11 protein-coding genes and 1 pseudogene are annotated in these 12,251 nt (G+C 60.1%); 7 read left to right on the top strand and 5 right to left on the bottom strand.

Annotated elements, in window-relative coordinates:
- Positions 1-38: 38 nt before the first annotated feature.
- Both Q0T48_RS20550 and Q0T48_RS20555 read right to left on the bottom strand, forming a co-directional pair.
- Positions 39-788, bottom strand: coding sequence for a PEP-CTERM/exosortase system-associated acyltransferase (locus tag Q0T48_RS20550; protein ID WP_295960487.1), 750 nt, complete (start codon positions 786-788; stop codon positions 39-41).
- Between the two features lie 113 nt (positions 789-901).
- The gene (locus Q0T48_RS20555; protein WP_295960490.1) at positions 902-2,407 is read right to left on the bottom strand and encodes a Ppx/GppA phosphatase family protein; all 1,506 of its coding nucleotides are present in this window, start codon (positions 2,405-2,407) and stop codon (positions 902-904) included.
- A gap of 181 nt (positions 2,408-2,588) precedes the next feature.
- Here Q0T48_RS20555 and pstS point away from each other — a divergent pair, with 181 nt between their 5' ends.
- The 7 genes from pstS to phoR all read left to right on the top strand — a co-directional run bounded on the left by pstS (position 2,589) and on the right by phoR (position 9,364).
- Positions 2,589-3,632: a phosphate ABC transporter substrate-binding protein PstS gene (gene pstS, locus Q0T48_RS20560; protein WP_295960492.1), complete on the top strand. Its 1,044-nt coding sequence runs from the start codon at positions 2,589-2,591 to the stop codon at positions 3,630-3,632.
- A gap of 97 nt (positions 3,633-3,729) precedes the next feature.
- Positions 3,730-4,695: a phosphate ABC transporter permease subunit PstC gene (gene pstC / locus Q0T48_RS20565; RefSeq protein WP_295960494.1), complete on the top strand. Its 966-nt coding sequence runs from the start codon at positions 3,730-3,732 to the stop codon at positions 4,693-4,695.
- Entirely contained in the window at positions 4,692-5,579 is an 888-nt protein-coding gene (gene pstA, locus Q0T48_RS20570; protein ID WP_295960496.1) for a phosphate ABC transporter permease PstA, read from the top strand. Before pstC ends, pstA begins: the two co-directional genes overlap by 4 nt.
- A gap of 14 nt (positions 5,580-5,593) precedes the next feature.
- The gene (gene pstB, locus Q0T48_RS20575) at positions 5,594-6,367 is read left to right on the top strand and encodes a phosphate ABC transporter ATP-binding protein PstB (RefSeq protein WP_295960498.1); all 774 of its coding nucleotides are present in this window, start codon (positions 5,594-5,596) and stop codon (positions 6,365-6,367) included.
- A 168-nt stretch (positions 6,368-6,535) separates the two neighbouring features.
- Positions 6,536-7,237: a phosphate signaling complex protein PhoU gene (phoU, locus tag Q0T48_RS20580; RefSeq protein ID WP_295960501.1), complete on the top strand. Its 702-nt coding sequence runs from the start codon at positions 6,536-6,538 to the stop codon at positions 7,235-7,237.
- Complete coding sequence (phoB, locus tag Q0T48_RS20585; protein ID WP_295960504.1) at positions 7,234-7,974, top strand: phosphate regulon transcriptional regulator PhoB; 741 nt, start codon at positions 7,234-7,236, stop codon at positions 7,972-7,974. Before phoU ends, phoB begins: the two co-directional genes overlap by 4 nt.
- A 46-nt stretch (positions 7,975-8,020) precedes the next feature.
- Positions 8,021-9,364 carry a phosphate regulon sensor histidine kinase PhoR gene (phoR, locus tag Q0T48_RS20590; protein ID WP_295960507.1) on the top strand — a complete coding sequence of 448 codons (1,344 nt, stop codon included), beginning with the start codon at positions 8,021-8,023 and terminating at the stop codon, positions 9,362-9,364.
- Positions 9,365-9,596: 232 nt separating this feature from the next.
- On the opposite strand, the gene Q0T48_RS20595 is transcribed toward phoR, so the two are convergent.
- From Q0T48_RS20595 to rho, 3 genes and pseudogenes are all read right to left on the bottom strand, one after another.
- Positions 9,597-11,327, bottom strand: a complete 1,731-nt coding sequence (locus tag Q0T48_RS20595) for a hypothetical protein (protein ID WP_295960509.1) — start codon at positions 11,325-11,327, stop codon at positions 9,597-9,599.
- A gap of 78 nt (positions 11,328-11,405) precedes the next feature.
- Complete coding sequence (locus tag Q0T48_RS20600; protein WP_295960510.1) at positions 11,406-11,690, bottom strand: type B 50S ribosomal protein L31; 285 nt, start codon at positions 11,688-11,690, stop codon at positions 11,406-11,408.
- Between the two features lie 111 nt (positions 11,691-11,801).
- Positions 11,802-12,251 (bottom strand): annotated as a pseudogene (gene rho, locus Q0T48_RS20605) (transcription termination factor Rho); the annotation flags it as partial.

Genomic DNA, 12,251 nt, shown 5'->3' on the forward strand with positions numbered 1-12,251 from the left:
TGCAAATAAGCATATTTAGAAATAACGAAACTGGCTGTTTAGCCCGCAGATTTTGCGTACCCGGCGTTGATTTGTTCGTTGATGGTGTGCCAAAGAGGCTGGATCATGAGGCGCAGCCCTTGGTAAACCTCGTTCACGAGCAGCATGGATGGCACGCGCTGACCGCGGTGCTCCACCGGGCCGCCAATGGGAATGATGTTGACCCCGAGTTTGGCAAAGTGCTCGGCCAACCGCGGTTCGGTAAGGGTGAACAGGGTTTCAATGCCCTGGCGTTTGGCCATGAGTACGGCACCCATGTATAGGCTGACCGGAAGGTAGGGGAAGCGCGGCTGTTTCTGGTCGCCGAAATCCTGCTCTGAAATAACGGCTTCGGTTTGCTGCTCACCCTTGCGGCGGCGGAATTCAGACATGACCGCCAGCCGGGATACCTCGGCAATGCGTCCACGCGGTTGCAGGGCGGGGTCGATGATGCTGCGGTCTAGCGTGTTTTTGCAAGTCACCTCGAACGGCAGCGGCGCATCGGGATCGGCCGGGTCTGCCAGAACCAGGCGCGCGCAGCCTGCCAGGCGGGTTCCATCGGCACTGCGCACTAGGCAATGCTGGGAGCGGTAATCGTATTTGTCAGTTTCGCGCTGGTCTTCTCGTACCGGCTCGAAGCCGAGTTCGCGGGCATAAACATCGTGCCGGATAAAAAATACGTCGTTGATACGGGCGGTGTCTAGTGCAGGCGCAATTTCAAAGTACTGCTTGTAGCCATCGCCCAGGTTAAGGCGGGGATTGTCTGACATACGGGCCTTGCAGGGTGTTGAAAGAGGAGCGACTTGTTACCGTACACACTTTACGCAGGCTTAACGGATAAATTGCCTAAATATTTTTTACAGTTTGCCGCAAGAAGTCACATTTACGCTTCAGAAAGCTGCAAGGACCACGGTGTTTTTTGCCAGGCTTGGGCTTCTTCACGCAATAGATGGGCCGATTGCGGATAGGCCTGCGCCCAGCCGGGGCGGGTGGACAGCACAAACTGGCTGGCAAGTGCGGGGTCCACGCGGAGTTCCAGCCCTGCGGTGTCGGGGTCTCGGCGGGCATGGCAGAGTATGGTGGCCAACCGCAAACATAGCAATTGCTGCATGAAGGCAGCATCGCCAAAATCCAGTTCCAGCTTGCGCAGCTTGCCCCGGTGGCCCAGCACCAGCTGGCTCAAGCGGTGCAGCTCTAGCAGGGCAAAGCCGGGGGCGTCCGCGTGCTCTAGAACGTAAGCACCGTGTTTGTGGTGGTCCTGGTGCGAGATTTGGCAGCCAATTTCATGCAGCTGCCCGGCCCAGTTGAGCTTGCGCTGCTGGCGGGCGACTTCGGTGGGGGCTACACCGCTGCCGGTTTGCAACTGGCCGTAGAGCGTGCAAGCGAGCTTGGCTACGCGCTGGGCTTGTTGGGTGTCCACGCCAAAGCGGCTGGCCATGCGCTGCACCGAGACGGCACGCAGGTCGGTTTCTTCCTGGCCACGTGCCACCAGGTCGTACAGCACGCCGTGGCGCAGCGCACCATCGGCAGCGTGCATTTCATTGATGCCCAGCAGGTCAAATACGGCGCGCAGCACGCTGATGCCGCCGCCAATGACCAGTTTGCGGTCATCCTTCATGCCGTCGATGCGCAGTTTTTCAACACTTTGGGCTTTTAGCAAGCGGTCGCTGATCCAGTCCAGACCTTCGCGGGTGATGAGGTTCAGCGGCCAGCCTGCGGCATGCAGGATGTCACCCACTGCACCGATGGTGCCGGAGGAGCCATAGGCAACGTCCCAGGTGTCGCGGCGGTAGGCGTCCAGGGCTTCGTCCAGTACGGCCTTGGCGGCAATTTCGGCAATCCGGAAGGCATCGCGGGTGAACTGGCCATTGGGGAAATACTTCATCGACCAGGCCACGCTGCCTACCCGGAAGGATTCCATCACCGTAGCGTCATAGGCTTGGCCCAGAATCATTTCGGTGGACCGCCCACCGATATCCACCACCAGCCGCCGCTCGTCCGACTGCGGCAGCAGTCGGGCCACGCCTTGGTAGATCAGCCGGGCTTCTTCGCGGCCTGGAATCACGTCGATGGGAAAGCCCAGCACCTCGTGCGCTTTGGCCAGAAACACGTCGCGGTTGCGGGCTTCGCGCAGGGTCTGCGTGGCTACGGCGCGCACCTGGTGACGCTCGAACCCTGCCAGGCGTTCACCAAAACGTGCCAGGCAATCCCAGCCGCGCTGCATGGCCTCTTGGCTCAGGTTGCGGTTTTCGTCCAGGCCGTTGCCTTGGCGGACGGTTTCTTTCAGGTATTCGGTACGGTGGATTTGCCCGTGGTCGAGACGACCAATTTCGAGGCGGAAGCTGTTGGAGCCCAGGTCCAGGGCGGCGATGAGAGTTCCGTTTTGCATGGTGTAGCTGCTTTTTTCGTGGGCGCAGCATAGCACCCACGGCGTGGGCAGCACGGCGTTATTTTTTTTGTCACATAGATGTCACACAACCTTCTTAAAGTACAGCCATCGCCAAGGTTTGCCTATCCGGTAAACCGCAGCTCCTCTTCGACATGTTTCCACTTACCCAAAGGGTTTTCTGATGCAAGTACGTTTCAAAATCGCCATGGCCAGCTTGGCTGGTTCGGTCGCCTTGTCTTTTGCTGGTTTCGCCAGTGCCCAAGAAATTACCGGTGCCGGTGCCACTTTTCCCGCACCCGTGTATTCCAAGTGGGCGGCTGAGTACAACAAGGTCACGGGCGTCAAGATCAATTACCAATCCGTGGGCTCTGGTGCTGGCATCAAGCAAATCGACTCCAAAACGGTGGATTTCGGTGCATCCGACATGCCCCAGACCGACGAAGTACTGAAGTCCAAGGGCCAAATGCAGTTTCCCGCTGTCATCGGCGGCACGGTGCCCGTGGTCAACATCAAAGGCATCGCACCCGGCCAACTGAAGCTGACCGGCGCGGTGCTGGGCGACATCTTCCTGGGCAAGATTACCAAGTGGAACGACGCTGCGCTGGTAGCGCTGAACCCTGGTGTGCCATTGCCCGATGCAGCCATTACCACCGTGCATCGCGCCGATGGTTCTGGCACTACCTTCAACTTCACCAACTACCTGAGCCGCGTCCACCCCGAGTGGAAAGAAAAAGTGGGTGAGGGCACAGCCGTGAACTGGCCTTCGGGCTCGGGCGGCAAGGGCAATGAAGGCGTGGCCACATTTGTGAACCGCCTGCCCAACTCGATTGGCTACGTGGAATATGCCTACGTCAAGCAAAGCAAGATGACCTACGCCTTGCTGAAGAACCGCGATGGTGTGTTTGTTGCCCCCAGCGACACTGCCTTTGCCGCTGCCGCTGCCGGTGCCGACTGGAACAAGTCGTTCTACCAGTTGATCACCGATCAGCCTGGCAAGGAAGCCTGGCCTATCTCTACCGCTACCTTCATCTTGATGCACACCAAGCAAGACAAGCCAGCGAACGCCACCGAAGTGTTCAAGTTCTTCAATTGGGCTTACAAAAATGGCGCCAAGATTGCCGACGATCTGGACTATGTGCCCTTGCCAGCACCCGTGGTGGCTTCGATCGAGAAGGCCTGGAGCCAGGTGACAGACGCCGCTGGCAAGCCTGTCGCGATCAAGTAAGAACCGATACCCTAGGACAAAGGAGCAAAACGTGTCATCTACACTTCCGGCGACCGAGCACCTGTTAAATCCATCTGGTAAGTCTTCCGGACATGCGATGACCACTCCTCCCCGCCCCAAAGCGGCCCGCTCCGGGCCGGTTTTCGACCGTATCTTTGCCTGGTTGGCCAAGGGTTCGGCCATCTTTACCCTGGTGATGCTGATTGCCATCTTGGGGTCGCTGACCATCAGTGCATGGCCAGCGATTGACAAGTTCGGTCTGGGCTTTTTGACCAGCACCACCTGGGACCCGGTCAAAGAAGACTTTGGCGGCTTGGTGATGATTTACGGCACCGTGATGACTTCGTTCATCGCCTTGCTGATTGCCGTACCGGTGAGTTTCGGTATCGCGCTGTTTCTGACCGAGCTCTCGCCTGCCTGGCTGAAGCGCCCGCTGGGAACGGCCATTGAACTGCTGGCTGCTGTGCCCTCTATCGTCTACGGCATGTGGGGTTTGCTGGTGTTCAGCCCGGTGCTGTCCACGTATGTGCAGCAGCCTTTGCAAGCAGCGTTTGGCGACGTGCCCTACCTGGGGGCGTTGTTTTCCGGGGCTCCCGTAGGCATCGGCATTTTGTCAGCCGGCATCATTTTGGCCATCATGATCATCCCGTTCATTGCGGCCGTGATGCGCGATGTGTTTGAAGTCACGCCTACCTTGCTGAAAGAATCGGCCTACGGCCTGGGTGCCACCACCTGGGAAGTAGTGTCCAAGGTGGTGTTGCCGTACACCAAGTCGGGTGTGGTGGGCGGCATCATGCTGGGCTTGGGCCGGGCCATTGGCGAAACCATGGCAGTGACTTTTGTGATTGGTAATTTCAACCAGTTGGATTCGCTCAGTCTGTTCCAGGCGGCCAACAGCATCACCTCGGCCCTGGCCAACGAGTTTGCCGAGGCGGGCGAAGGCCTGCACCAAGGTGCGCTGATGTACCTCGGCCTGGTGCTGTTTTTTATTACTTTTGTCATTCTTTCCCTGTCCAAACTGCTGCTGTCGCAGCTGCGGAAAAATGAAGGAGCCAAATCATGACCACGGGCGAAATATTGCTCAAAGCTGCTGCGCTGGAACAGACCCGCGGCGTCAAATACGCCAAACGCAAGCGCGTCAACCAGATTGCCTTGGTGATGGCCCTGGGAGCCATGGCTTTCGGCCTGTTCTGGTTGTTCTGGATTTTGTTTGAAACCGTGCGGCTGGGCATTGAAGGCCTGACCATCGCGACCCTGACCCAGATGACCCCGCCGCCCAACGACGAAGGCGGCCTGGCCAATGCGATTTACGGCTCGTTCCTGATGGTGACGCTGGCCACCTGCGTGGGTGCACCCATCGGCATCATGGCCGGTATCTATCTGGCCGAGTACGACACCAAGAGCTGGCTGGCCTCGACCACCCGGTTTGTGAACGACATTTTGTTGTCGGCTCCCTCCATCGTGATCGGTCTGTTCGTCTACGCCGTGGTGGTGTCGCGCTTCAAGTCGTTCTCGGGCTGGGCTGGTGTGGTGGCCTTGGCGCTGATCGTGATTCCGGTGGTCATTCGCACCACCGAAAACATGCTGCAACTGATACCGCCGGGACTGCGGGAAGCGGCTTATGCCTTGGGTGCGCCCAAGTGGAAGGTGATTCTGAGCATCACTCTGAAAGCTGCCCGGGCCGGTGTAATTACCGGTGTGATGTTGGCTGTGGCCCGGATTGCCGGAGAAACCGCGCCGCTGCTGTTCACCGCTTTGAGCAACCAGTTCTGGACCTCCAGCCTGAGCCAGCCGATGGCCAGCCTGCCGGTCACGATTTTCAAATTTGCGATGAGCCCGTACGAAAACTGGCAAAAGCTGGCCTGGGCCGGGGTGTTTTTGATCACCATGGCCGTGCTGGGCTTGAATATTTTGGCCCGCCTGTGGGCTGGTTCCAACAAGAATTAACCTAGGTCTTTACCATGCCAACTACTGTTGCAAGCCCCTCGAAAATCTCGGTCAAAGACCTGAATTTTTACTACGGCAAGTTCCATGCGCTCAAGGGCATCAACATGGAAATCCCTGAAAAGAAGGTCACCGCCTTCATCGGCCCCTCGGGCTGCGGTAAATCCACGCTGCTGCGTATCTTTAACCGTATGTTCGAGCTCTACCCCGAGCAGCGCGCCGAAGGCCAGATCATTCTGGACGGCGAGAACCTGCTGACCAGCAAAAAAGACGTGGCCCTGCTGCGGGCCAAGGTCGGCATGGTGTTTCAAAAGCCCACGCCGTTCCCGATGTCGATCTACGACAACATTACCTTTGGCGTGAAGCTGTTTGAAGACCTGAACATCACCGACATGGAAGAGCGAGTCGAGTGGGCCCTGCGCAAGGCGGCCCTGTGGACCGAAGTGAAAGACAAGCTCAACCAAAGCGGCTCCAGTCTGTCCGGCGGTCAGCAGCAACGCCTGTGTATTGCCCGGGGCATTGCCATCAAGCCCGAAGTGCTGCTGCTCGACGAGCCTTGTTCGGCACTCGATCCGATCTCTACCTCCAAGGTGGAAGAGCTGATCACCGAGCTGAAGAATGACTACACCGTGGTCATCGTCACCCACAACATGCAGCAGGCCGCGCGTTGCAGCGACTACACCGCCTACATGTACCTGGGCGACCTGATGGAGTTTGGTGCCACCGAAGACATCTTCTTCAAGCCCAAGCGCAAGGAAACTGAAGACTACATCACCGGAAGGTTTGGCTAACCCCCAGGCTACACACTGCCCCGGGATCGGCCCATAGGGCCGATAACGCAGGTTTTCGCCAACCCCCTTGCAGGGGGTAACACTGGCAGCCCGGCGGAGCCGGTTCTGCAGTGTTCTTGAAAAATTCAGGCTTGCCGTTTATGGCCCCTCTTTGTATTGGAGACTTTCATGTCCGATAAACATCTTTCCAGCCAGTTCGACAGCGAACTGAATGGCGTTTCCAGCCGCGTGATGGAGCTGGGCGGTCTGGTGGAGTCGCAGATCCGCCAGGCGGTTTATGCGTTGTCGCAGTTCAGCGTTGAGGTGGCCGACCAGGTTGCAGAAACCGAAATCCGTGTGAATGGCATGGAAATCGAGATTGACCGCGAACTCTCCAGCATCATCGCCCGCCGTCAGCCCACGGCGCGTGACTTGCGTTTGCTGATCGCCATCTCCAAAACCACGGCCAATCTGGAGCGCGTGGGCGACGAGGCCAATAAAATTGCCCGCATGGCCAAGTCCATCGCCAAGAGCAGCTCGCCCCGTTCCTTGCCGACGCTGGACCTGCGCGTCTCAGCGGACATGGCTTCCGGTTTGCTGCGCAAGGCATTGGACGCGTTTGCTCGGCTGGACACCAGCGCCGCGCTGGACATCCTGAAAGAAGACGATCTGATCGACCAGGAATTCGACGGCTTTGTGCGCAAGCTCATCACCTACATGATGGAAGACCCACGCACCATCACCGCCAGCCTGGACCTGCTGTTCATCGCCAAAGCTATTGAGCGCATCGGTGACCACGCCAAGAACATTGCCGAGTTCATCATCTACATCGTCAAAGGCGAAGACGTGCGCCACGCCACCGTCGCACAGGTGGAGTCGGCACTGCAATGAAAACCATGCCCCGGGTCTTGATCGTCGAAGACGAGCCCGCGATTGCCGAGCTGATTGCGGTCAACCTGCGCCACAGCGGCTTCCAGCCGACCTGGGCGATGGACAGCGTTACGGCGCAGTGCGAGCTGGATGCCATGCTGCCCGACGTGATCTTGCTGGACTGGATGCTGCCGGGCGAAAGCGGCTTGTCGCTGGCCAAAAAATGGCGCGCCAACCCGCGTACCAAGAGTGTGCCCATCATCCTGCTGACCGCCCGCAGCGACGAAAACGACCGTGTGGCTGGCCTGGATGCAGGTGCCGACGACTACATTTCCAAGCCGTTTTCGACCAAGGAAATGTTGGCCCGCATCCGCGCAGTGCTGCGCCGACGCGCACCCGAGCAAGAGAGTGGCACCCTGCGCATCGGTGCCCTGGCGCTGGATGCCGCCACCTACCGGGTCACCTTCCAGGAGCAGGCCGTCAAAATCGGCCCGACCGAATTCAAGTTGCTGCAGTACCTGATGAAGAACGCCGAACGGGTGCATTCGCGCTCGCAGCTGCTCGACCGGGTCTGGGGCGACCACGTGTTTATCGAAGAGCGCACGGTGGACGTGCATGTCAAGCGCCTGCGCGAGTCTTTGGGCGCGGGCGGAACCATGGTGGAAACCGTGCGCGGCGCGGGCTACCGCATCACGGCGCAGCCAGTGGCGGCTACGCCCCCCATCTCCAATGCAGCCACTGCGGCCTCTGCAGTTTGATTCCCAGGGTGGTTGATAACACCACCCGCATTCCTTTTTTCACCCTATGTGGTTTCGATTTTTAAGCTTTTTAGGCCTCCAGCTGGGCGCGGGCCTGCTGGGCTGGGAGTGGGCCGCCTACCTGGGTGCGCTGGTCGGTGTAGTGCTGGCGGGCATTTTCTGGATGCTGCTGGATGCCGTGCGGGGCTTGCGTGTCATGCGCTGGCTACGCACCGGCGAGGCCACGCAAGCACCGCACATGCAAGGCTGGTGGGGTGAACTCACCGACCGCACCCGCCGCTGGCTGCGCCAGACGCAGCAAAAAATGCTGGATGCCGAAACCCGGCTGCAAGAGTTTTTGGCCGCCATCCAGGCCTCACCCAATGGCGTGGTGCTGCTGGATGCGCAAGGGCGTATCGAGTGGTGCAACCACATCGCAGCAGAGCATTTTGGCTTTGATGCCCAGCGCGATCTGCAGCAGCAGATCGGCAATCTGGTGCGCGACCCGGCGTTTGCCGCCTACTACGCCGATGCCGACTTTTCGCGCGGCACTTTCATGCATGGGCGCGGCGGCTCTGCCAGCCGCCCGGTGCGTTTGTCGGTGCACCTGCATCCGTATGGCGATGGCCGTCGGCTGCTGTTGTCCCGCGATGTGACGGCACTGGAGCAGGCCGAGGCCATGCGCCGTGACTTTGTGGCCAATGTGTCTCACGAAATCCGCACGCCGCTGACCGTGATGTCCGGCTTTGTGGAAACCATGCAGAACCTGCCTCTGGACGAAGGCCAGCGCGAGCGTTACCTGGGCTTCATGGCCCAGCAGGCCCAGCGCATGCAAACCCTGGTGAGTGATTTGCTCACCCTGTCCAGCATCGAAGGCAGCCCTGCGCCCAGCAACAGCGAATGGATTGTGCTGCGCGACCTGCTGGCCCAGTGTGCCCGCGAGGCCGAGGCTTTGTCGGGCATGGTGACCGCCGGGCACACCAAGGTGCATGCCCTGCGCTTTGGCCCCATGCCCGAGGGCTCCATCGCTGGGGCATCGAGCGAATTGCTCAGCGCCTTGTCGAACCTGGTCAGCAATGCCGTACGCTACACGCCCGCCGGGGGCCGTATCGACGTGCGCTGGCAGCCTTTGCCCGATGGCCGGGCCGAGTTTTCGGTGAAAGACACCGGACCGGGCATCGCGGCCGAACATTTGTCGCGTCTGACCGAGCGCTTTTACCGTGTAGACCCCAGCCGCTCGCGTGAAACCGGCGGCACCGGCCTGGGCCTGGCCATCGTCAAGCACGTGGTGCAACGTCACGGTGCCGAACTGCGCATCGAGAGCACGCAGGGCCAGGGCTCGCGCTTTGCCATCGTGTTTCCGGCCAGCCGCTTGCGCGGGAGCATGCCGCAAACCATCACCACGCCATAGGTTGAATACTATCCAATTGATAGCTATTAGTGTAGGCAGAATATACGTTAGAGGCCTAAAAAGCTTGTAATTTAGTAACGACTCACCATCCACCATCCACCATCCACCATCCACCATCCAGCCAGAAAGCACGACCGTCAGAAACACCGCAGAACTGGCTTTGCCAGGCTGCTGGTGTTGCCCCAGCAAGGATAGGGAAAGATGCGAAGCACTGCAACCTGAGGTGTGTAATCTACCGCTGGATTCGTTGGTAGAGCTGTACGGCTTCACCGTTGTCTGCCCGCCGTCGCACACCTAGTTTGAGCACCCAGGTTTTCTTGTCTACCGCTTGCGGTGGTGGGCGGGCTGTGGTGGTATCGACCAGCAGCCAGGCGCACTGGGAGGCACCGCGGGGCTTGAGCACCAGCTGGCCGTGGAACTGGAACGCGGCAATCTGCCCCCGGGTCAGGTTGTCGAACTCTACGCAATCGGGCAGGGCGCGCCCCGGAGTTTGGGTGCGGATGGCACGGTCTACATTGCGCACCAGGGGCAGGTAGCTGCGGCCAAAGTTCACGGCAGGCATGCCCAACGTCATCAGCAGCAGCCAGCACAGGGCGGTGCCACCCGCGGGCAGCACCAGGCTCTTCCAGATGGCCGAGCGGTGGCGGCCTACGCGCCATTTCACTAGCCAAACCCACACCAGCGAGGCCCCCAGCGCCACAGCGAACGGCAGCCACTCAAAACTGGGCATGAAGCCAGGCAGCAGGCGGGCCAGATTGGCCGCCGGTTGCTTGGGTACGCCGGTTTGCGCCGCTACCCAGATAACCCAGATGATCAGCGCAAAGATGGTGAAAAACAGCAGTGTGAACCAGTCCACCAGCGCGCTGACGGTGCGGCTCAAGGTAGGTAGGGCAAATGCCGCTAGCGTGGCCATAGCGGGCAAGGCCAGCATCAGCGAGCGGTCGGCGGCATCGGTGGTCAGGGTGGCACCCAGTGCCACCGCCACAAACCACAACGGCAGGGCCAGATGGCGGCCAAAGTTACCGCTGGTGAGTTGCCGCCGCCAGCGCCACAGCGTCCACACCGCCAGCGGCCACACCGGCCAGGTAAACCACAGCAGCAGCCGGGCCAGGTTGCGCAGGCTGGGCCAGTTGGTCTCGGGCAGATCGATGCGCCAGCGCCATTGGTCCAAGGCCCAGGCCAGCGCTGCCACTGCCACCGTCACCAGCAATACCGCCAGGCTCCAGCGCAGGCTGCGCGGCGCGTTGCAGAGTTCGCCAGGTTCTTGGGCATTGCGGTCCAGAAAGCACACCAGCGCACCGCCCAGGCCCAGCAGCACGGCCATGGTCGGTGCACCCGACAGCGCCAACCCGGCTAGGCCCAACACCACGCCGATGGCCGGTATCCAGGTTCGGTAGGGCATGGCAGCCAGTGCGAAGAAACTCAGGGCGGTAAACGCCAGTTGCGCCAGCGCCGGGGTGGTTTCGTGCGATAGCTGCGCCATCCCCAGGCAGGCAATCATGGCCAGCAGGCCGCCATCGGCCATGGCCCGGGCGTAGTCGGCCGGTTTGGCCTCACCGCCAAAAGCAAACGCCACCGGCTGGGCGCGCGGGCTGCGCGCCAGGTAGTACACCGCGTACCAGGTGGCAGCCAGCGCCATTGCCAGCAGCAGCATGAAGGGAATACGGGCCACAAAATCGGTCGCCCAAGCATCGGGCGCCAGTTGCACCGCCCAGGCACCCAGCCAATAGGGCACCAACGCTTCAATCTCGGGCGGCTGGCCCTGCAGCGTGGGCTGCAACCACGCCGTGCTGCCACGTGCCAGTTCGGCGATGTAGCCAAACGTCGTCATGTCGTTGTTACGCCAGGGCGCACGGCCGATAAAGCCGGGCAGTACATAGGCCAGGCACAGCAGCCACAACGCAATGCGCGGCAGGCGGCGGACGGCGCTTTGCGCAACGATGGCAGGGGTGGTTTGGTTCACAGAACGGAAATGTAAGGCCAATAATGCAAAAAGGCAGCGCGGATAAACCGGGCTGCCCCTTTGAGGTTGCAGAAAAACTTATTCTGCGGCGGCGACAGGTGCTGCGACAGCAGCGGTGGTCTTGCCGAAACGGTTGCGGAAGCGCTCCACGCGGCCACCCATGTTGTCCACGGATTTTTGTGTACCGGTGTAGAAAGGGTGGGATTCGCTGGAGGTGTCCAGCTTGTACAGCGGCAGTTCGCGGCCGTCTTCCATCTTGATCATTTCCTTGGCGTTAACGCACGAACGGGTCACGAACTTGAAGTTGTTCGACAAGTCCATGAAGCACACGTCACGGTAGTTGGGGTGAATGCCAGCTTTCATTATTTCTTCCTTGTTCAATTGCGTTAGCCACCCGGTGCCTTGGGCAATGTTTTGCCCAATTTGAAAGCCCGGTACTTTTCGCGATTAGCCTTCGATTATAGCGTGGATTTATTATCCGCCGCGGCGCATCATGTCGAAGAACTCGACGTTGTTCTTGGTGGACTTCATGTTTTTCAGCATCAGTTCCATCGACTCGATCTCGTCCATGTTGTACATGAACTGGCGCAGGATGCGGCTCTTTTGCAGGATTTCGGGCGACAGCAGCAGTTCTTCGCGGCGCGTGCCGCTGCGGTTCAGCTGGATCGACGGGAAGACGCGCTTTTCGTACAGGCGGCGGTCCAGATGGATTTCGCAGTTGCCGGTACCCTTGAATTCTTCAAAGATCACTTCGTCCATGCGGCTGCCGGTGTCGATCAGCGCGGTGGCGATGATGGTCAGCGAGCCGCCTTCTTCCACGTTGCGGGCAGCACCTAGGAAGCGCTTGGGGCGCTGCAGGGCGTTGGAATCCACACCGCCGGTCAGCACCTTGCCGGAGGAGGGCACGACGTTGTTGTAGGCGCG

Origin of the sequence: Rhodoferax sp. (assembly GCF_025354435.1) — a bacterium.
Taxonomy (GTDB): domain Bacteria; phylum Pseudomonadota; class Gammaproteobacteria; order Burkholderiales; family Burkholderiaceae_C; genus Rhodoferax_B.